At 56.6% G+C, this 19,080-nt stretch carries 21 protein-coding genes; 2 read left to right on the forward strand and 19 right to left on the reverse strand.

Going from position 1 to position 19,080, the window contains the following annotated elements; all coding sequences use genetic code 11:
- Nucleotides 1-601: 601 nt before the first annotated feature.
- The 16 genes from BLP10_RS03335 to flgB all read right to left on the reverse strand — a co-directional run bounded on the left by BLP10_RS03335 (nt 602) and on the right by flgB (nt 13,404).
- Nucleotides 602-1,219 carry a transglycosylase SLT domain-containing protein gene (locus tag BLP10_RS03335; RefSeq protein WP_425286932.1) on the reverse strand — a complete coding sequence of 206 codons (618 nt, stop codon included), beginning with the start codon at nt 1,217-1,219 and terminating at the stop codon, nt 602-604.
- Nucleotides 1,170-2,513, reverse strand: coding sequence for a flagellar hook-length control protein FliK (fliK, locus tag BLP10_RS03340; protein ID WP_091129792.1), 1,344 nt, complete (start codon nt 2,511-2,513; stop codon nt 1,170-1,172). The genes BLP10_RS03335 and fliK overlap by 50 nt, the downstream gene beginning before the upstream one ends.
- On the reverse strand, nt 2,510-3,763 hold the full coding sequence (locus tag BLP10_RS03345; RefSeq protein ID WP_091129795.1) for a hypothetical protein: 1,254 nt from the start codon (nt 3,761-3,763) through the stop codon (nt 2,510-2,512). The genes fliK and BLP10_RS03345 overlap by 4 nt, the downstream gene beginning before the upstream one ends.
- 14 nt (nt 3,764-3,777) lie before the next feature.
- Nucleotides 3,778-4,992 carry a MotB family protein gene (locus tag BLP10_RS03350; protein ID WP_091129799.1) on the reverse strand — a complete coding sequence of 405 codons (1,215 nt, stop codon included), beginning with the start codon at nt 4,990-4,992 and terminating at the stop codon, nt 3,778-3,780.
- Nucleotides 4,986-5,645: a hypothetical protein gene (locus BLP10_RS03355; RefSeq protein WP_091129803.1), complete on the reverse strand. Its 660-nt coding sequence runs from the start codon at nt 5,643-5,645 to the stop codon at nt 4,986-4,988. The genes BLP10_RS03350 and BLP10_RS03355 overlap by 7 nt, the downstream gene beginning before the upstream one ends.
- The gene (gene fliF, locus BLP10_RS03360) at nt 5,642-7,288 is read right to left on the reverse strand and encodes a flagellar basal-body MS-ring/collar protein FliF (RefSeq protein WP_091129806.1); all 1,647 of its coding nucleotides are present in this window, start codon (nt 7,286-7,288) and stop codon (nt 5,642-5,644) included. Before fliF ends, BLP10_RS03355 begins: the two co-directional genes overlap by 4 nt.
- Before the next feature lie 90 nt (nt 7,289-7,378).
- The gene (gene fliP / locus BLP10_RS03365; protein ID WP_091129808.1) at nt 7,379-8,122 is read right to left on the reverse strand and encodes a flagellar type III secretion system pore protein FliP; all 744 of its coding nucleotides are present in this window, start codon (nt 8,120-8,122) and stop codon (nt 7,379-7,381) included.
- A gap of 45 nt (nt 8,123-8,167) precedes the next feature.
- A complete protein-coding gene (locus BLP10_RS03370) occupies nt 8,168-8,674 on the reverse strand; it encodes a flagellar basal body-associated FliL family protein (RefSeq protein ID WP_091129811.1) in 507 nt (168 codons plus the stop codon).
- A 12-nt stretch (nt 8,675-8,686) separates the two neighbouring features.
- The gene (gene flgH / locus BLP10_RS03375) at nt 8,687-9,385 is read right to left on the reverse strand and encodes a flagellar basal body L-ring protein FlgH (RefSeq protein WP_091129815.1); all 699 of its coding nucleotides are present in this window, start codon (nt 9,383-9,385) and stop codon (nt 8,687-8,689) included.
- Complete coding sequence (locus tag BLP10_RS03380; RefSeq protein ID WP_175493759.1) at nt 9,382-9,888, reverse strand: MotE family protein; 507 nt, start codon at nt 9,886-9,888, stop codon at nt 9,382-9,384. The genes flgH and BLP10_RS03380 overlap by 4 nt, the downstream gene beginning before the upstream one ends.
- Entirely contained in the window at nt 9,885-10,985 is a 1,101-nt protein-coding gene (gene flgI, locus BLP10_RS03385; RefSeq protein WP_091129818.1) for a flagellar basal body P-ring protein FlgI, read from the reverse strand. The genes BLP10_RS03380 and flgI overlap by 4 nt, the downstream gene beginning before the upstream one ends.
- On the reverse strand, nt 10,982-11,443 hold the full coding sequence (gene flgA, locus BLP10_RS03390; RefSeq protein ID WP_091129822.1) for a flagellar basal body P-ring formation chaperone FlgA: 462 nt from the start codon (nt 11,441-11,443) through the stop codon (nt 10,982-10,984). The genes flgI and flgA overlap by 4 nt, the downstream gene beginning before the upstream one ends.
- A 23-nt stretch (nt 11,444-11,466) precedes the next feature.
- Entirely contained in the window at nt 11,467-12,255 is a 789-nt protein-coding gene (gene flgG, locus BLP10_RS03395) for a flagellar basal-body rod protein FlgG (protein WP_091129825.1), read from the reverse strand.
- Between the two features lie 12 nt (nt 12,256-12,267).
- A complete protein-coding gene (gene fliE, locus BLP10_RS03400) occupies nt 12,268-12,600 on the reverse strand; it encodes a flagellar hook-basal body complex protein FliE (RefSeq protein ID WP_091129829.1) in 333 nt (110 codons plus the stop codon).
- Nucleotide 12,601: 1 nt separating this feature from the next.
- Nucleotides 12,602-13,018: a flagellar basal body rod protein FlgC gene (flgC, locus tag BLP10_RS03405; protein WP_091130165.1), complete on the reverse strand. Its 417-nt coding sequence runs from the start codon at nt 13,016-13,018 to the stop codon at nt 12,602-12,604.
- Nucleotides 13,018-13,404 (reverse strand): flagellar basal body rod protein FlgB, encoded by a 387-nt coding sequence (gene flgB / locus BLP10_RS03410; RefSeq protein WP_091130169.1) that lies wholly within the window; start codon nt 13,402-13,404, stop codon nt 13,018-13,020. The genes flgC and flgB overlap by 1 nt, the downstream gene beginning before the upstream one ends.
- A gap of 479 nt (nt 13,405-13,883) precedes the next feature.
- On the opposite strand from flgB, the gene fixJ reads away from it, so the two are divergent.
- Both fixJ and BLP10_RS03425 read left to right on the forward strand, forming a co-directional pair.
- Nucleotides 13,884-14,504 carry a response regulator FixJ gene (gene fixJ, locus BLP10_RS03420; protein WP_091129833.1) on the forward strand — a complete coding sequence of 207 codons (621 nt, stop codon included), beginning with the start codon at nt 13,884-13,886 and terminating at the stop codon, nt 14,502-14,504.
- A 106-nt stretch (nt 14,505-14,610) separates the two neighbouring features.
- Nucleotides 14,611-17,376 carry a heparinase II/III domain-containing protein gene (locus BLP10_RS03425; protein ID WP_175493760.1) on the forward strand — a complete coding sequence of 922 codons (2,766 nt, stop codon included), beginning with the start codon at nt 14,611-14,613 and terminating at the stop codon, nt 17,374-17,376.
- A 60-nt stretch (nt 17,377-17,436) separates the two neighbouring features.
- Here the strand turns inward: BLP10_RS03425 and BLP10_RS03430 are convergent, their stop codons facing one another.
- From BLP10_RS03430 to BLP10_RS03440, 3 genes are read right to left on the reverse strand one after another with little or no spacing between them, the layout of a single operon-like run.
- Nucleotides 17,437-18,135, reverse strand: coding sequence for a protein phosphatase CheZ (locus tag BLP10_RS03430; RefSeq protein WP_091129838.1), 699 nt, complete (start codon nt 18,133-18,135; stop codon nt 17,437-17,439).
- 18 nt (nt 18,136-18,153) lie between these two features.
- Entirely contained in the window at nt 18,154-18,537 is a 384-nt protein-coding gene (locus BLP10_RS03435) for a response regulator (protein ID WP_091129840.1), read from the reverse strand.
- Nucleotides 18,538-18,589: 52 nt separating this feature from the next.
- The gene (locus tag BLP10_RS03440; RefSeq protein WP_244510383.1) at nt 18,590-19,078 is read right to left on the reverse strand and encodes a chemotaxis protein CheW; all 489 of its coding nucleotides are present in this window, start codon (nt 19,076-19,078) and stop codon (nt 18,590-18,592) included.
- Between the last annotated feature and the right edge of the window lie 2 nt (nt 19,079-19,080).

Consider the following 19,080-nt stretch of genomic DNA (forward strand, 5'->3'; position numbering starts at 1 on the left):
AGACATGGCGCAGACCGCAACTATCCTGAATATTCTGCACCCTGGGGGCGACGGATTGCAGAGGCGCGTGTCTCCATGGAGACAGTGAATACTGATCCGCCAGCGATCATTGTTGGCCCATCGCCCACAGCTCGACATTATGGGCAAGTCGCTGGCCTCCCAGAAGATCCGCAGCCTTCTTCCGTCATGAGGGAAGACACACCACCGGTGGCTGTTAATCCTACCATCGCTAGGCCACGAAACGAGACACAGCATAATGATAGTGCACATGCGCCTGTCGCAGATTCGCCACCTGGAGTTTTCTCGGCCCCTCGACGTGCGGCATCGTATGCCGGCACATGGCAGGCTAAAGATGAGAAGGGCCGTACCTGCCTGATTCATCTCTCGAACGTATCAGCCTTAGATCTTTACAAGGCATCGACATCCAAGTGCTCCGATGAAGTCCTCCGGCAAGTGAACATGTGGCATTTCGAGGGGAGCCGAGTCTCGTTGTTCTCCCGTGGCACGGAAACTGCCAGACTTGAGGGAACAGAGGCCTCACTTACCGGCGCTCTGAGCCAATCGGGCACATCCATCAAAATGGTTCGGTAAAGAGCGTCGCTCAGCCGCTGGACGCTGTTTGGCCAGGCTTAAGCCCTGGCGCATCCGCGCAAAATGATCGCGCATTTGGCGTCCATTGCCCGAAACCGGTGGCAACCATGTTGGAAATGACGCGGCAGACATAGCGTTTCTGCGCGGGATCATTGTCCGGGCCAGCATGGTAACGGGCGATTGCCATCGTCCATGTCTCGTGACGACCCTTGAGCTCGCTGAGAAACCGAGCAGCGTATTCCACATTGTCTCGGGGATTCAGCATGCTTTCCAAAGACGAGAATTTCTCGCGATGGTAATAGTGATTTATCTGCATGCATCCCAAGTCGATCAGCTTCGCCCCTGACCGGCGCGCGGCCTCGAAATGCTGGACGGCTTCGGGAAGTGTATTCGCGAAAACGGCCCGTCCTTCGATATTCATCGCATAGGGCTGCAAGGATCCCTTGCGTCCAGTTTCCGTCAATCCAACCGAATACAACATGCCGACGGGAACGCCATACTTTGCAGAAGCCCGCAACATTTCGCGCTCGCAAAGTTGACTCGCAGGCTGTGCCAGCGTCTGACCAGAGAAAGTGAGGCTATAGGTAAACGCTGCCAGCGCTACGGCTGCCCAGGGCCGTTTGATCATTTGCATGCTCTTTCTGCTCGGATTTGCCGCTGGCATACGGATTGTCCTGATTCCGGAAGCGCTCACCATGGCTGGCTCCCCCATCCTGAAATGACTGCCCTTGCATCTGCATATCGGTCTGAGATCGTGAGGCTATTGTACGATCCTGAACGACAGCTTCGGTGACGTGGATGCTGATCGTATCCGGACGGTACCCGGATCCGCGGAGGAGCGATGCGAGCTTTTCAGAATCGGTTTTCAGAAGCTGAGCCGTTTCCTCACGCTCGACATGAAGCTCCATCTCCAGGCTTTCACCTGCGAGCCTCATCTTAATGGTCACCGCGCCCAGATGCGCGGGATGGAGTTGCAGATTGAGCACCCTCAGAGCGCTCTCAGTTGCCTTGACTGATATCGTTTGGGGTGCCTCCCCCCCTCGAGGCTGATGAAGCGAGCCCTTGTCCGCTATCGATTGAGCCTCTGCTTTGATCGCCCCCGCTATTCGATGAAGATTCTCTGACGGCAGATCCGTTCCTGCATCTTGCTTGGCAGTCTGCTGAGCGGGTTCGACCCTGACCTCATTCTCTTCGCTCAAGGGGCTTCCCGCCTGTTCATAGTCCTGCGCCAGGTTTGCGGGCACTTCAGGCTTAGGCTCCCCTGCTCCTAATGATGCCACTGGATAAGCAGGGTGTGGACGGCTGTCTCGTGGCACACCCTGCCGCTCAGCTGCGGTTAGTGCCGAGGGTGGGTTTAGGACGTCGTCGCCAGCCTCATTCTCAAGCGATAACTCAACGCTTCCTTGGGTACTGGTAGCGAGTTTTGCGTCCAGACTCTCGATAATAGGCTTGAAGTGGGTTTCCTGGTGTCCGACGGAAACCGTCATTCTCGGCGCGGGCGCGAGATTGGTTACCTCAGAAATTCCGTCCGAAGGGAGCATAGTCTCAAGGAGTAGCTGCGAGGGTGCCCTGCCGTCATGACCGTTACCGCTGGCGGATTGCACACTCGCCCCCTGCGGTGTCGGGTTCGGCATGATGCCCTGTAAGAGAATGCTTACAGCATTTGAAATGCTTGCTGCCGCCCTGTCGGATGCACTCTCTGTGGGTAGCATTTCAAGTGACTCAAGGTCGTTGGCTCCCAGAACAGGAGCTTCACTTGCGGGAAGTTGTTCTGATAACCCCTTGAGCAAACTATTGAAACTATCCGCATTCTCCGACGCGGCGTTGCTGCCAGCATTCTCGGATGCAGCAGCTGACTCTCGCAAGGATTGCGGATCGGCAGGCCGGGGCAAATTGCGGGCCAGAATATCGAATGGATTCATCGAACTGTCGGCGCCTGGTTCTTGATAAGCTGGTCTATACGGCTCAGAGTATCCCGAGCCTTCAATACAGTCTGAAGCTGTTCTGGCGCTTGCCCGCCATCGGATGCCGCCTCTACGGCGAGCGCATCGGATGAAGGGTTGGCTCGTTTTTCTGCTGTCTTGTCACCGGGCATCTGACGGATGTGCCCTGCCATCGAGAGTGCAGAACTCAGGAGAGCAGCATCACTCTCAGGCAAGAGCGATTTGTTGACGCTCTGCAGCTCTGCTTCTGCCGCGCCGACCGTTTCAGGAGAAACGATCATGGAGGCGGCAAGGTAGAGCTTTGCCCTTTCTGCGCTTACTGCATCGGCTCGAGCCAACTCGCGAGCCTTTTCGGACAGCATACGAGCGGATTTCGTGAATCCCTGATCGATCGAGGAGCGCGCGACAAGAAGATAGAGGTCCAGCCTCGCGTCAGACTCCAGATCCTTCAGCATTTCTACAACGTCGCTGAAAAGTCTCTCGTCCTTTCCAAAGTCTATTCGCGTCAAGGCTGATGCAAGACGTTGCCTGAAGTTTCCAGCGTAGACAGAATGGCGGTAGCGGCGCAAGTAATCCGATGAGAGAGCCAGAAATTTCTTCATGTCTCCGGTTTGACTTGCAACGAAGACCTGGCGTCTCAAAGCGCCCTCTTCAAGCAGGGTTCCCGGAGCCTGAAGCCTAACGAAATCCAGAAGGTCACTGGATTTTTTTGCATCCGTGCGGACAATCAACGCCGATTGAACAAGCGCCAGCTGCGCACCAAGCATGGGCGCGAGCGTTTTTACATCCAATGACAGGAGCTTGTTCTTTGCCTCTTCCTCTCGCCCCTCAACATAGGCCAGAGTTCCTTCGACGAATGCCCTTTGATCCAGAGGGACGCCGATTTCCAGAAGTTTTCTGAGAATTTGCGGATTACCGCCGCTCAAGACGAAAGCAATCGCGGCACGCACATTCCTGGCATCCGCCCAGAACTCCGTTTCCAGAGCCATGAAGCGGTTGTCGAGTATAGCCAAAAGCCCTCGCTGCCCCAGATGAGCCTCAGTCGAGCCGACCGCGATCTGGTCCTGCATCAGCTGCAGGGTCCGAACCATCTGAACCGGCTTCGAGACAGGCTCCAGCTGAAGCTTCACAGGCGTGGGTGCAGAGAGAAGTCCTGGTGGATTCTGGTTCTCAGCAGATGCAAGTTCCGGCGTGCTCGCAATGGCGATAATAAGAGCAGCATGAAGCATTCCCCTCACAGCGATCACTCCTGAAGCAGGATTTCCACCCGGCGGTTCTGATCGGCTTTCGAATCCGTGGGTATTTTGGGATCGCGGTCAGCATGTCCTTCCACACGAACGATCCTGCTTTCATCGAGGCCGCCGCGAACAAGCATGTAGAGCGCCATCTGAGCTCGGGCGTGAGACAGGCGCCAATTGTCGTAATCGGCCGACTTGAACGGTCGACTGTCCGTGTGCCCACGAATGACGATCTTCCCGGGGCGAGACTGCAGGATAGCCGCGATCTTGGCCATGGCCTGCACGACCTTGGCATGCGGTTCGGCCGAGCCGACTGCGAACATTGAGAAATCGATGTCATCCGTCAGACTGATGACGGTGCCGGCACCCGTTCGGCGCACTTCGATCTGCGGTCGCGGTGTAGCATTCCTCCCTGGCTGAACGGCATTCATGATCTCTTTCTTCAGCTCCGCTGCCTTCAGATCCGCAGCGGCATCGGCAGAAAGAGGAGGCACTTCCGCAGCCGCCTGCTGTTCCTCTGACGAAGCCTTCGTCTCTGTGGAGACGCTTGCGCTTGCGGATTTAATATCCTTCCGATCAGGGGCAGACGCTTTCTTTGCGGCAACCCAGGCATCGACCTCCGCCTTGGTCGGCGCCGGAGTGGCTGTTCCCGGCTTGGGGTTTACGTCAGCCTTCATCTCGTCGATAGGAGCAACCTGCCAGTAAAGCGGATCGAAAGGATCCCTGAAAGCCTCACCGCTATTCAGGCCGGGGATATCACTTTCACCAGGCGTCACATCCGCGCCGAGCGTGTCATGGGGAGTAGCCTCGATCTCGTCCGCGATCTTGGCCAACACAGCATACGGATCCTGAAAGAGCGCCCCTTCTTTGAAGCGAGGCTTCTGCAGTTGCTGCGACTTACCACCTGTTCCCTGGCCGCTTCCCTTCTCTTTACCATTCTCTGTGTTTTCAGTTTCGCGCTCGGGGGGCACGTTCTGCGGGTCGTCGAGACCCTTCTTGTTGGAAGTGGAGTTCGCCAGCTGAACTGGGTTGAAATAATTGGCAACACCAATCTTGGTGTCGTGATCGGCCATGCCAACAAGCCACATGATCAGGAAGAATGCCATCATGGCCGTCATGAAGTCGGCGTGAGCGATCTTCCAGGCTCCGCCCTTTACGGATACCTCATCGTCTTCGCCTCTGCGAATGACCAGGATTTCCTGCTTGCCTGAACTCAGCATGATGACCCTTCTTTCAGAAGCGCCTGAAGCCGCTCGGACCAAGCGTCGAATTGAGTTTGAATAGTCGTATCGCCAGCCACAAGCGTAAGCTCGACAGCGTCACTTGCGACAAATTCGATAATTCCATCCCGCATGACTATTCCAGCTTTGATGGCGCTGAGCATGTCCTCCGGGCCCGTCACTCTCAAAAGGGTTGCATTCTCCCCTGAAAGGATCTTGCCAAGGACCTCGTTGAACTCGGCAATGGCGCTCTGCCGAAGGGCCTCGGGAATGACTGCCGCCAGGATTCGGGCTGCCTTTTCAGACAAAAGTGTCTCAAGGTTTCCGATAGCATTGATGATCTGAGAAGACAGCTGCAGCGCCTCCTGCTCAACCCAGATCTCCCTCTGAACAGCCATCTCTTCGCGGTGCCGCTCCTGTTCGGCGCTCAGAGCTTCATCAAGCTTCCGACGCGCCTTCTCTTGCTCTTCAGCTCTGACCCGCTCCTCGACGGAGTGCATCATCTCGGCTTGCTGGTCGACAACGGGTTCTGGAACTGACACCTCCGGCTCGGCAGCTTGACGCACCCGGCGGAGAATACCGATCCCGAACCCCTCGGAAGGCGCGGGGTTGGAAAAATCGCTGATAAGGTCGGCGATACTTCCGGACATCATGCCGCCTCTTGACGGAGCCACTGCTTCAGCACCGCTGCTGCCTGCTCTTCGCTGAGTTCAATAATCTGTTCCAGCTTCCGTTGTGGCGAACGGGGAAGCTCGATCAAAGGCTGGCCTGTATCGTCGGTAAGGGCTGGCTGAGCCAACATGCTTTCAGCTTCAGCCGCTTCGAATTCCTTGCTCACTTCAGCGGCGGCCAGGGCAGCCATCTGCTCACGCTGGATCTCGATGTCAGCCTGGTGCCTTGCGATCAGCATACGGACCGCCGGGCGGAGCCCAAACCAGATCAGCATGGCGCACAGTGCCAGGATGGTGAGTGCATTCACCACAGTTCCGAACTGGCGCATCATGATCTCGGCTACAGACGGGCCAGGAACAGGCTGAAGCACGCCGCTGTCGTCGACGAAGCTGACAGCAGCAACCTTGATCTGGTCGCCACGGTTCTTGCTGAATCCTGCTGCCGATGACACGAGTTGCTCGATCTCAGCCACTTTGGCATCGATTTCAGCAGCATCCGCACCTTCGCCGAGAAGGGCTGCGATGCGGGACTTGTTGACGAGCACGGCGACGGAAAGATTCTTGATCGAGTACCCGTCGCTGATCGTCTGAATCGTCTTCGACGAGATCTCGAAGTTCGTCAGTTCTTCACGGCGCTGGTTGTCTTCGCTCGAGCTGTCGCTCGCACCAGCGCGAACCTCCTCTTCAGGAAGATTCTGCTGGACGGTCGTGGGCCGTTGACCGGCCCTGTTCTGGGAGACCTCGGTTTCCCTCACGGTTCGGACAGAGCGCTCAACCTTTGACTCGGGGTTGAAGATTGTTTCGTTGGTGCTGACCTTGTCCGTGTTGAGACGAGCAGCGACGCTGATTTCGAAGTTACCAATCCCCAGATAGGGCGAGAGCGTGCGCCGGATGCTGTCCTGGATCTCAAGGCCGACGGTCTTTTCGAGGTTGGCCAGTTTACCCGTCGAGGCATTCGTGGAATCGTCTCCGGATGCCAGGAGCGTTCCTTCGGTGTTCATGATCGTCACCTTGTCGACAGCCATTCCAGGAATGGCTGCGGCGACGAGGTGGCGGATCGCTTGCGCCTGAGACGTATCGTCCGCTGGAGAGGTGCGGATGACGACGGATGCGGACGGCGGCTGCTGGTCACGGCGGAAAGAACCGCGATCCGGCAGAACGATGTGGACCCGGGCCGCTTTGACGCCTTTCATGCCTTGGATGGTGCGGGCAAGCTCACCCTCAAGGGCACGTACCTTGGTGACTTCCTGCATGAACGACGTCAAGCCCAGGGACCCTAGATCGTTAAACAGTTCATAGCCGGACTTAGTGCTGTGAGGCAGACCTTTCTCTGCCAGCAGCATGCGCGCCTGGGCGGTATTGCCATAACTGACAAGCAGCGCTGTTCCATCGGAGCTTACATCGAAGGGGACGCCGGCATCCTTGAGGACAGTGCCCATGCGACTGACGTCTTCGCGATCAAGGCCTGTATAGAGTGTCTCCTGCGCCGGGCGGCTGAGGTAATAAGCCCCAACGCCAACGGCAAGGAACACTACGAACCCGATGGCGCCCAGGGCCGCTAAACGGCGCGCACCAAGCTGCATCAGGCTGGTCCACAATCTTTCGGCTTGCTGACGACCGGGCATAGAGAATCTCGACAATGATAAGATGTATCGAGTGTCCTTCTTGCTCCATCAACCTTGTGCGAGGGTTGCCGCTACCCTGCTTGGAAGCACCTAGAAGTAGGATCTGACGAGCCCGCTGACGAGAATGTTCCAGCCATCGATCAGAACGAAAAACAGGATCTTGAACGGCAACGCCAGAATGGTCGGAGGCATCATCATCATGCCCATCGACATGACAAGCGTCGCCACAATCATGTCGATGACGAGAAATGGCAGCGCGATCAAGAAGCCGATTTCAAAGCCTCTCCTCAACTCGGAGATCATGAACGCAGGAATGAGAATCCGCAGATCAATCTTCTCGCCCTCGTTGGCTTTGGGATAGCTCTCCGAGGCAAGATCGACGAATGTCTGCAGGTCTTTCGGTCGAACGTGGGCGAGCATGAACTCCCTGAAGGGATCCGCAGTTCTATTAAACGCCTCGGCTTCCGTAATCCTGTTCTCTGTGAGAGGACGAACGCCTTCGTTCCAAGCCTTGTCGAAGGTCGGTCCCATGACGAAGAAAGTCATGAAAAGGGAAAGGCTGATCAAAAAGATGTTGGCAGGGGTGCTCTGGAGTCCCAGGCCGGAACGGAGGAATGAAAAAGCCACCACGAAACGGGTAAAGCTCGTCACCATGATGAGCAGTCCCGGAGCAAGGGATAGGACCGTCAAAAGAACGACCATCTGAATGATGCGTCCACTCGCGGCACCGTCGCTTGGCGGAAGAAGGCTCTCCAAACTCGGAACCTGCGCATAGGCTCCAGCGCCAGTTAGCAGCAGAAGAACAAGGCTGGTAAAGAGGATCCGGATCCGCATAAAAGAGGCCTTAAAGGATAAACAGCTCTGAGAAAGAATTTTTGATTACTGGACAACAAGAGTTTCGAGCACAAGCTCCTGAACCAGACCATTCGATCTGATCTTGGCTCTTTCATTGAGATCTTCTCTCACGTGGAGAAGACCGCTCGGCCCTTGAATTTGCGCCAGTGAGACGGTCCGCAGATAAGCAAGGACATCCTGCCGCGCTTCAGCCGCAACGACGTCAGGGTTGAACTCGATCCCGCCCTTATAAACGATGGACGCTTCAAGACGAACCCAATCGGTTTCGGAGCCTGCCAGGTTCGTCACAACCGGAGCGAGTTTCTTGAGCGTAACATCACCCGTGTAAGCGCTCTTCTCTATGGGCTGCTGAGGCAGAGCATTGTACTTTTCCTCCACCCTCTTCTCGATGCTTGACACGATGCTCAGACCAAATCCGCCTCCGACAACAGCAGACAGAAGAGTCAGCATTCCGAGCGTTAAAATCAGGCTTTTGGTCCCCTCTTTCTTAGTTCGATCGGATGGGGAAGGGAGCGCTAGATTCTCTGCCATGGGTAAGCCTGCTCAGAACGGGGTCACAGCGTCAAAAATCTGCTGCCCATAAGCGGGCTGCTGGACTTCCATGAGGCGTCCGCGACCGCCATACGAGACACGCGCCTCAGCGATCTTGTCATAACTGATCGTATTTCGGGGGGAGATGTCGCGGGGGCGAACGATGCCGGCGATATTCAGCACACGCACCTCATAATTCACCCGAACCTCCTGAGATCCGCTGATGATGACGTTTCCGTTGGGAAGAACCTCGGTCACGATCGCCGCGACTGAAAGGCGCAGCTTTTCGGAGCGGTCGATGGTCCCCTGCCCTTGAGATGATGAGGAGGAATCCAGACCGACATCAGCCGTCCCGTCTGCCTGCCACCCCTTGAACGCGAACCCGTAGCCGAGGCCTGCGTCGATGGATGACGAGCGGGACCTGTCGCTTGCGTTATCGAACTGCGCCTTGTCGTCGATTTGGATATTGACTGTTACGATGTCCCCCACCTGCCGCGCGCGTGGAGAAGTGAACAGATCCGCACTGGCATTGCTCCAGGTGGAATTCGGTGCCGTGCTCACCGTGCTCTTGAACACATGAGGCAGGGGCTCGCGCTCAACGGCAATGCCTGAGCCGACCGGGGTCATCATCGGCTCACGCCCTAGATCCTCGGGACGTGTCGCGCAGGCCGCAAGGAGGCAGAGGCTAGCGATGGAAATGATAAGCTTCAATCTTTCCTCCCGTTACTCGCAACGCGCTTCGGAGCATCCGTGATGATGTTGGCCAGCTGAGCGGCTCTTGCCGGCTCCATCTCATTCAGAACCGCGCTGGCAACGCGCGGGTTGAGTTTAGCGATAACAGCTGCAGCAATCTCATCTTCCATGTTGATGAGTTGCAGAGCGGCTGCATCCGGACGCATGCGGGAGTAGATTGCGACAATCGTCTCGTCCGCCTTCTCGAGAACTTCATTCCGGCGGCGCAGCCATTCCTCGTATTCAGCCCGCCTCGCCTCAAGGATCTTGAGCCTGCCCTCAATCTCCTTTTCCATATTGGCCAGTTCCTGCTTTTGAAGAGCGTAACGGGCGTCGGATGCCGCATCGGCGATGTTGGCGCAGTAATTGTTGCCCTTCACTTCCGCCGGCTTTTCCTGCGAGAAGGCAGGCGCAGTCACGGTCAGAGTCCATAAAGCGGCTATTGCAGCCAGTGTCGATGTGCTCGTCGTGAACTTCATCATTGAACCACAAGCTCCGCCTGAAGCGCTCCAGCCGTCTTGACGGCCTGGAGAATCGCTATGACATCGGATGGCTTCAGGCCCATTTGGTTGAGCCCTCTTACAAGCGTTTGAAGGTCAGACCCTCTGACGATAGCAAGCGGAACCCGCTCTTCCGCGGCTGAAATCTGCGTCCTGGGAACGACGACCGTTTGCCCAAACGACATTGGATCAGGCTGCGATACCTCGGGCATCTCCGTGACGCGGATCGTCAGGGCCCCGTGCGTAATCGCAACGGTCGAGATCTGGACGTTCTTTCCGATCACCACGGTGCCAGTCCTCTGGTCCACCACGATGCGCGCCGGCGTATCGGGCTGAATTTCCAGATCGCCCAGTTCAGCTATGAACCGCGTTGGGGCAATATTCTTCGGCCGATGCAGAACAACTGTCCTGAAATCCTTCGGAGCGGCAACACGTGTACCATACCTCTGCTGCGCATAGTGGTTGATCGCGTCCGTGACCAGGGTTGCGGTCTTATAGTCGGGGTTCTTGAGCTCAAACGCGAGTGTTCCCACTGCGTCAAAACCACCCCGGACTTCCTTTTCGACCAAGGCACCGTTTGCGATGCGTCCAGATGTTGCCACGCCGGATGTCAGCGTCTCCGCTTGCCCCTGTGCCGCAAACCCGGAGACAACGATGGCTCCCTGGGCTACGGCATAGACCTGTCCATCGCCTCCCTGCAGAGCGGTCAGCATCAGAGTGCCGCCCTTCAGGGACGTCGCATCTCCCATCGACGTTACCGTCACATCGATCCGGGATCCCGCACCGACGAAGGGAGGAAGGTCGGCCGTTACAATAACGGCGGCCACGTTTCTTGTCCGCAGGTTGATGTCCCTGACATTCACCCCCATGCGGTCCAACATCGATTGGAGAGCTTGTTCGGTGAATTGGGAATTCCGAAGCGTGTCTCCGGTGCCCTGCAGGCCCATCACGAGCCCATAGCCGATCAACTGATTGTCGCGAACGCCCTGGACATTCGCAACATCCTTGATCCGCGTGGCTGCCGCGGCATGAGAAGCCATCAGCATTCCGAGGATTAGCAGAACAGCGCGCATAATCATTGGATGCCGATCCTGATCCTGCCGTCCGCCTGGACGCGACCGGTGATGATCCGCCCGCTATCCACGTTCTTCACCTGAACCGTTTCGCCCAAGGCTCCCGACTGCATGGGAATGCCAATTCCAACAATCGATAATCCGCCCTCCTCGAAGAGGATGGCGGTTTGAGCACCGCGCGTGACGAGCTTTGGATCATCGACCGAGTTCATGGGGATAGGCTCTCCCGGCAGCAAAGTTCTGCGCGCTGCCTTTCCCACAAGAACGCGCGGCGACTCGACCACAGCTGTGCGGAAGCGGTAATTCTCAGGGAAGACTCGATCCTTGAGCATGGATTCGCTGATGAGATCGCCCGGATAGATCGTCACGCTCGGGACCGGGAGCACGCGCCCCTCGCTAGAAGCTGCTTGGGTCGCAGCAGCGATTGAGACGAGAGCCACCGCGCAAAGGAGTAATGATTTCATGACAATCTTCCAGCCGATGTCACTTAGCGAATGCCCTTGGAGACGGTCCCCGCCATGTCATCCGCCGCCTGGATGACCTTGGAGTTCATCTCGAACGCGCGCTGAGCTGAAATGAGGTTGGTAATTTCCTTGATCGCATCGACGTTCGATGCTTCGAGGTATCCTTGGTGAATCTTACCGTAACCGGGATCGGTAGGGCTGCCTTCCTGAGGCGCACCGGATGCGATGGTTTCCCGATAGTAATTGCCGCCAATCGGCTCCAGGCCTGCATCGTTCGCAAAGTTCGCGAGCATCAGTTGGCCTATGGGGCGCAATTCCACCTCACCATCGATCTTTGCGAACACTTGTCCGGATTCGTTGATGGTGACATCAATGGCATCCGCGGGAACCAAGATCGGCTGCGTCAGGGTGTAGCCGTCGAGCGTGACGAGCCGTCCATTGGCATCCTTGTTGAAGGCGCCTGCACGCGTATAAACCGTATCCCCATTGGGGGCATCGACTTGGAACCAGCCGCGCCCGGTGACAGCAAGGTCGAACTGGTTAGACGTGTTGGTGAGCGCTCCCTGACGGTGGAGGTTACGAATGGCCGCCGCCCGCACACCAAGGCCTAGCATTGCGCCTTCCGGAACAGGGCTTGCGCCTGCCTGAGTGGGAATAGCCTGTGCTCGTTCAGCTTGGTAAAGCAAATCCGTGAACTCCGCCCGTGCGCCCTTGAACGCCGTCGTGTTCACATTCGAAATATTGTTGGCAATAACTTCAACATTGAGCTGCTGGGCATTCATGCCGGTAGCAGCGATCGCGAGTGCTCTCATGGTATACTTTCCTTAGATCGCCATTCGCGCGATTTCTTGATAAGCGGCAACGACCTTGTCACGGATCGCAATCGCCGTCTGAAGGGTTTGTTCAGCAGCCATCACCGCTTCCGCCACCTGCTGGACGGACGCTTTTCCTTGGATCCCCGCGATGGAGGCTGCCTCGCCTGCCTTCAACATGTCGATTGAAGACGATGCCACCTGAGTCATCGTGTCGAGGAAGCTGACCTGAGCGACGCCGTTTGAAGGCGCACCAGAGATCGATTTCACGTTGGCCGTTGCCGCAGACGAAACTGCAGATGGCCGATCGATCATTGAAGAGATTGAAGAAGCGGCACTGATCATATCAGCCTCTCATTAGGTCGATCGTTGCGGAGATCATGGCGCGGGCCTGCTTCATCATCTGCAGGTTGGCCTGATATGACCGATTGGCTTCTCGCATGTCGGCCATCTCGATCAGCATGTTGACATTCGGCTTTTTCACCATGCCGTTTTCATCCGCCGCAGGGTTTCCAGGATCGTACTCGACCGGGAAAGGCGTATCGTCTCTTCCGATCTCCTTCACCGCGACCGACGAGGCACCCATGGCCCGATCAAGCTCCGACTTGAAGGTAATCGTCTTTCGCGCGTAGGGATCGGAGCCCGGCGTACGCCCTGTCGACTGAGCATTCGCGACGTTCTCGGAGATCACTCTGAGGCGGGCCGATTGAGCCTCTAGACCCGCACTTGAGAGCTTGGCCGATGCAATGAGAGGATCGACCATCATGCAGTCCTCACGCTTGACATGAGCATGCGGTGGAACGCCTTGACGATACTGGTGTTCAACGAATGCTGCCGATCGACCTCACCGGCCTTGATCATCTCTTGCTCCAGGCTGACAGAGTTCCTCGAGTAGACGGTGTCCCAGGTATCCGCCTTCTTCACCTTGCTCGCGTCAGGCCGAGATGCGTCAAAGCCGATGTGACCATTGCTTGTGGCAGCCATGGCCAGTTTCGTCTTGTCCAGAACGTCGACGAAGGGCTCGACATCCTTCGCGCGATAGCCAGGCGTATTCGCGTTGGCAATATTTCCTGAGATCGTAGTCTGGCGCGCTGCGAGCCATTGCGCCTGCCGCGATGCCAAATCAAAGAGATAGACAGGGGACGTCACAGTGATCTCCAACCATCATGGTAAAGATGCATTTACGCATGCAACCTTGCATGAGGCTGACCTAGCCTTGGATCCGGCCTCTTCTGCCGCTAACGGCCCAGGCAAAATTGCTTCATGAGCACTGCGACTTTCGATAGCGCAGCAGCGTCTCTAATTTCGGATTTTATATCATTATATATCGCATACAGCGATCTAGTGTCGCCTGCAGCGCTGCGACTTGTGGCGCTCACGACACAAAACGGGAGGAAAAACATCCAGAGCCGCAGGGCACCGGCCTCTGCTACAAATTGGGCCTGCATTGAGGCCTTGAAGAAGCGGCTTGGGACAGGTACGAGCACAAATCAACAATCATGATCGGCGGCATCAAACTGTCAGGCAGGCTTGGGGGCATATGACAGGCGATCTCACGTACTTCAGCATCGTCTGAAGCATTTCTATGCTCTTACCTTGGCAATAATAACAATAGGAGGAAAAGCCCAATGTCGAGCGGGGCGGTAGTCTATGTGGTGGATGACGATGTCGGAGTTCGCAAAGCGCTCTCCTTCCTGCTGGTGTCTGCCGGCCTCAACGTCCGCTTGTATGAATCTGCCAGCTCCTTTCTGAAGGAAGTTCTCGATCCGGGCCGTTGTTGTATTGTTACTGATGTTCGCATGCCTGGGATCGATGGGCTGGAGTTCATCCGCCGTCTGAACGAGCGTGGCCTTAACGTGCCTGTCATCGTCATGACGGGCCATGCAGACATTCCGCTCGCGGTTGAAGCGATGAAAGCCGGCGCAATCGATTTTCTGGAGAAGCCTTTCCGAGAGGACCGCTTCCTCGAGGTCGTTCGCTTCGCTCTTGTATGCGATGAAAAGAGCGTCCGGAGGAGTCAGGAGCTCATGAAGACCCAAGCTCGGCTGCAATCCCTTTCGCAGCGCGAGCGTCAGGTGCTCGACTGCCTGGTCGCCGGCAAGGCCAACAAGGTCATTGCCCATGAACTCAGCATCAGCATTCGCACAGTTGAGATTCACCGTTCGAATGTCATGGCCAAGATGGAAGCCAGGAACCTTTCGGAGTTGATCCGAATGGCTCTGTTTGTCGAGTCGACAGCTTCCTCCTGACTTTCAAGCTAAGCGAACCATCTGCTTATTGCTTAGCCGTTCGAAGCCTGATGAGTTAGCTCAGAAACTCCTCTCACGTAATAGGCTGCGCCGCCTGATGCCCTCTGTGAAACGCATTCTTCCTACTCGTAGCGACGCATCCGGCGAGACGCCTGGCGAGGTGGAAACTTCCCCCCTGGTCGTTTCGAACAGCAACCGCTGGTCCCGCATCATGCTGGGATTTGAGGGTGTCGAACCTGATGCGTGGTGTGAACTCAACTTTAAACTGGAATGGCATCCTCAAGAGAGCTCTCGCGCTGTCCATGACTTTGCAGTGGTCGGAGTAGACTTCCTGACAGAGGATGGATCCAGCATCGACTTTGCATATGTCCCAGGGCTGACCAGAACCCAGATAGACCCTCACAGCTGGTATGTGAGCGGGCCCGAATACTCCGATCAAGGCGGATCGGTCTGCACGGTTTCGCTGGGCTTTTTCATTCCTTCTCCGACCCGGAGCCTTTCTGTCAGCATTCGAAGTTGGCGCAATTCTCATCCTTTCACTATCCGCGACCAGCAGCTTCTCCAGAAGCTACCGCCTGAATCCGCGGCTGAAGCAGACAGGAAAGAGCTTGATTGGGCGAAAGCCGTCAGCGCTGTCCGCCCCTTGAACGCACGGCGCACGTGGCTTGCATTCAATGCTGAACCGATCTGGATGAGCTTTGCGGTGCTTCCAGCGACCAAGCTGGTGATCAGAGGACAGATCATCAATGAAGCTCCTGGACAGGAAGGAGCCTTAGCCCGCATTGTATACCGCAACGCCAGGGGAGAAGTGCTGCCCTCTCCCTATCCCGAAACGGAAGAAGCCTCTTCGATAGGATCCTTCATCGGCATTCCGGTCCACCGTCAGGCGCGGCGTTTCACTTTGGATCTTGCTCCTCCGCCTCAGGCTGCAAGTGTCGATATCGGATTTCAGACACGGCACGATCACGCCTCAATGGAGCTGATCACACCTCTTGAGGTATCGCTTGACGACGATCTTATGCTGGAAGCGATCTCGGGCGACGATTTACCTGACGCCGAGACTTTCCTGAGACACCTCCTAGGACGGTTGAACCCTGAAGCGAACGAGACGCAGCCTGCTTCTGTGCGACTGAGAGAGTTGGCAGATTTGAAGTCTCTCGCATCGCTCTCAACCTTCCATGATGAAATCAAGGCTTTGCAGCGTGGTGCGAAACCCGATTTCTCAGAAGGCAGCTTAACTCTTGCCGGTTTTCCCGCATGGCCTGTCCCAGAGCAGCCACAATGGACCGAGGATCCCTTCAAGTCACCCGCCTGGAGACTGGAGTTCCAATCGCTGGCTTGGCTTCCTGGTCTCGCTGGAGATGAAAGGACGGACGGCGTCAAGCAAGCCATCGACCTGGCTGTATCCTGGTCGCGTGCCAATCCTTGGGGAGCCCCAAAAGATCCGATCAGTGCTCATCCTCGTGCGCTGGCTGTGCGAGCAGAGACGTTTCTTCGGCTTCTCTCTCTCAGTGCGAGATCCAGAAAGTCGGCAGCGGCCCCAGAGTTTCTGACGTTGCTGGCGGAAGCCATACGCCATGCATTTGCTCTGGCGCAGATCCTTGGCCAGAACATCTTCTCGCACTCCCCCGTACATCTGCATTTAGCTTGTGCCCTGTTGGCACTGGCAAGATGCCTCCCGCGGGTGCCTCTGGCTCCCTACTGGACGTCCCTCGCGCTGACGCATGTGACGGATGGATTTGACAGGTTCCTCGATGAAAACGGCGTCTTCACGGAGCAATCCTTCGACACCCAATTGGAAATTGTCTCATTGGGCTTGATCCTCACACATCAGCTTGAAAGCCGATCCGATGCACAAGGTCTGCGAGACAAGTTGATAGATCGGCTTCGAAAGTGCCTGCGGAACATGGTGGCTGTCACCGCCCCCTCCGGATCCCTTCCTCCATTCGGAGATGTACCACATAGCTTTCACCACGCATCGTGGCTGCGACGGCTTCTATCGAGGTATGGCACGAATCTGCTGACCGATCCAGATCTCGCTCGCGAGTTGTCGTACCCCACAGGCACGAAGGTGTTCTCGTCACAGCATGCAGGGCTGGTGGCGGCACGCCGTTATGATCACACGACGCGTTGGGGCTATTTCAGCGCCACTTTGAACGGCAGACATCATGAGCATGGGCACCATGATTGCACGTCGTTCGTTTACTCAAGCGGCGGCGCCCCGTGGATCATTGACCCTCGCGGGTCGCATCTGCATGAAACAGGTGCGGCACGTCAGTATCTCGTTTCCTCAAGAGCACACAACATTGCCCTTCCGGACGAACGGGAACAGCTGGCGGGCATAGGCTGGATCGAGGCTCAGGAAGAACTCGAAGGGGCGAGCGTCTTCGTGGTCGGCAGCAACGTGCATGGCCCCACCTATACCCACCGTCGGATTTTTCTAAGCCTGAATAGTTTGGATGGGATTGCAGTGATCGATCACTTTGCGTCTCAACCGAGAGCGATCGCTTTTGAGGGATTCCTGCACTTCGATACGAACATTATAGCGGCAATTGCTAATACCCAGATGGGCGTTGCCTATCGTAAGAGCGATAAACTGAGGATCGTCCCCTATACTCTCTTGGGACAGTACAACGGGATGAGCATTGAGAATGGGCGGAATGACCGCCCGTCTCGGATTCAGGGGTTCGTCGCTCGTCCTTCCGGTGGCCTGCAACCGGCCAACGCTATACGTTACCGCTTCTCGGGCCACGAGGCGGTCTGTGGCGGCGTTGTCCTTGCGTTGAACAGCAGCTCGGCAACGATACTGTCTCAGCTGCTGGAATCCGACCACGTCAGGAACATTCTCGCTCGCCCATCGATGAGACAATAAGCGTCGATTGTGTCAGTCCGGATGCCCGCGTGAAGCGGGCATCCAATTCAAACGGCTTGACTAGCCGAACAGCGCGTCAATCGCATCCTGAGAAGTGATGCCCTTGTCTGTCATCAAGGCGGGACCGTTCAGAAGCGCATCGTCGCCATCACGGGCCGCTTCCGTGGTTTCAACATCCTTGAAGCTTTCGAGACCGCCCCAGATCTCGATCATTTCGTGGACCCGCTCCTCGACGAACTTCATCGCATTCACGACCTTGCTGATGCGCTGGCCGGTAATGTCCTGGAAATTGCAGGCCTCGAAGATGCTGATAACCTGATCGGAGATCTCGCGAGCGAACTCCTGATCGCCGCCCGAGAGACGCGCTGCCAGATTGCCGGACAATTCATCGATCCGCTCGGCCGCGGCCAGGATAGCGTTCGTTGCGGTCTCGGTGCCGGAAACGATGGCGCCAAGCTCATCCGTGACCCTGTTGATCTCCTGGCCTTGCGCCCCGGCATAACGGAGTGTCGCAATCTCCCGCTTCGTGCGCTCTATGGCTTCATAGATCGAATCCAGCTCAACCTTGAGACGCATCGCCTCCTGCATGTCTTTCCGGTGCTCTTCGATGAGCGAGGCCGAAAGCTCCTTGGCAGGAACGATTGCCTCTCTGATCGTTCCAAGCATGTTCATGATTTCTGAATGGCGATCGAGAGCGCCCTCATCAGACGGAGCCGACGACATGTGAGCCTCGACGCGATAGCTTTTACGTGGGTTCATGACTCACACCACTTGTCATCAAGCGCTGAAAACAGCGCTAATCTTCGAGCGGAGCGTTTCCGCATTGAAGGGCTTGACGATGTAGTTGTTTACACCAGCCTTCTTTGCTGCAACGACGTTCTCAGTTTTCGCCTCGGCTGTCACCATGATGAACGGCAAAGCGCTGAGCTCCGCATCCGCACGAACCTGCTGAAGCAGTTCGTATCCGGTCATGGGAGCCATATTCCAATCAGAGATCACGAGGCCGTACTTCTTGGCCCTGAGCTTCTCCAAGGCGGCCTGCCCGTCGGATGCATCATCGACGTCATTGAAGCCAATCTGCTTGAGAAGGTTGCGGAGGATCCGAACCATGGTCTGATAATCGTCGACCACCAAGACGGGAGTTGAAAGATCTAAGCTCACGGTAGCATATCCTATCTAGTTAGATGAATGAGTAAGATTTGAACGAAGATGACTAGGCAGCCTCACGTTCGGAGACGAAGGCGAGAACGGCATCCACGTCAAGAACGATCATCAGCTGCCCTTGAAGCTGATGAACACCCTGAGACAGGTTCACCCAGCGCCGGTCCATATGAACAGGGTTCGGCTGCATTTCATCGGGATTGAGCTTCAAGACCTCGCCGACTTCATCGACGAGAAGGCCATATGCCTCACCCTGGTACTCAAGCCCCACCGCCATGCGCCGCCCGGTGCTGTCCCCATCCTGCAAACCGAGCCTGCTTCTTAGGGAGACTGCCGTGACGACGCGGCCGCGCAGGTTGAGCAACCCTGCTATTTCCACTTGCGCCAAGGGAACTTTCGTCATCTCGCTCACGACGAAAACATCATGAACACGACCGATGGGCAGCCCCAGCAGCTGCCCTGCGACCGTCACCGTGATGAATTCTGCTTCTCTCGCGAACAATTTCGGCGCATCAAACGCAACCGTATTCATGGCTTTCATGA

Source organism: Microvirga guangxiensis (assembly GCF_900102135.1).
Classification (GTDB): Bacteria; Pseudomonadota; Alphaproteobacteria; order Rhizobiales; family Beijerinckiaceae; genus Microvirga; species Microvirga guangxiensis.

What these genes read in the sequence shown, in the direction of transcription:
- BLP10_RS03380 (WP_175493759.1), bottom strand. Translation starts at nt 9,888, where the DNA reads ATGATGAAGTTCACGACGAGCACATCGACACTGGCTGCAATAGCCGCT.
- flgA (WP_091129822.1), bottom strand. Translation starts at nt 11,443, where the DNA reads ATGAAATCATTACTCCTTTGCGCGGTGGCTCTCGTCTCAATCGCTGCT.
- BLP10_RS03430 (WP_091129838.1), bottom strand. Translation starts at nt 18,135, where the DNA reads ATGAACCCACGTAAAAGCTATCGCGTCGAGGCTCACATGTCGTCGGCT.
- fliE (WP_091129829.1), bottom strand. Translation starts at nt 12,600, where the DNA reads ATGATCAGTGCCGCTTCTTCAATCTCTTCAATGATCGATCGGCCATCT.
- BLP10_RS03440 (WP_244510383.1), bottom strand. Translation starts at nt 19,078, where the DNA reads ATGAAAGCCATGAATACGGTTGCGTTTGATGCGCCGAAATTGTTCGCG.
- BLP10_RS03345 (WP_091129795.1), bottom strand. Translation starts at nt 3,763, where the DNA reads ATGCTTCATGCTGCTCTTATTATCGCCATTGCGAGCACGCCGGAACTT.
- fliP (WP_091129808.1), bottom strand. Translation starts at nt 8,122, where the DNA reads ATGCGGATCCGGATCCTCTTTACCAGCCTTGTTCTTCTGCTGCTAACT.
- fliK (WP_091129792.1), bottom strand. Translation starts at nt 2,513, where the DNA reads ATGAATCCATTCGATATTCTGGCCCGCAATTTGCCCCGGCCTGCCGAT.
- flgG (WP_091129825.1), bottom strand. Translation starts at nt 12,255, where the DNA reads ATGAGAGCACTCGCGATCGCTGCTACCGGCATGAATGCCCAGCAGCTC.
- BLP10_RS03350 (WP_091129799.1), bottom strand. Translation starts at nt 4,992, where the DNA reads ATGCTGAGTTCAGGCAAGCAGGAAATCCTGGTCATTCGCAGAGGCGAA.
- BLP10_RS03370 (WP_091129811.1), bottom strand. Translation starts at nt 8,674, where the DNA reads ATGGCAGAGAATCTAGCGCTCCCTTCCCCATCCGATCGAACTAAGAAA.
- flgC (WP_091130165.1), bottom strand. Translation starts at nt 13,018, where the DNA reads ATGGTCGATCCTCTCATTGCATCGGCCAAGCTCTCAAGTGCGGGTCTA.
- fixJ (WP_091129833.1), top strand. Translation starts at nt 13,884, where the DNA reads ATGTCGAGCGGGGCGGTAGTCTATGTGGTGGATGACGATGTCGGAGTT.
- BLP10_RS03335 (WP_425286932.1), bottom strand. Translation starts at nt 1,219, where the DNA reads ATGATCAAACGGCCCTGGGCAGCCGTAGCGCTGGCAGCGTTTACCTAT.
- fliF (WP_091129806.1), bottom strand. Translation starts at nt 7,288, where the DNA reads ATGCCCGGTCGTCAGCAAGCCGAAAGATTGTGGACCAGCCTGATGCAG.
- flgI (WP_091129818.1), bottom strand. Translation starts at nt 10,985, where the DNA reads ATGATTATGCGCGCTGTTCTGCTAATCCTCGGAATGCTGATGGCTTCT.
- BLP10_RS03355 (WP_091129803.1), bottom strand. Translation starts at nt 5,645, where the DNA reads ATGATGTCCGGAAGTATCGCCGACCTTATCAGCGATTTTTCCAACCCC.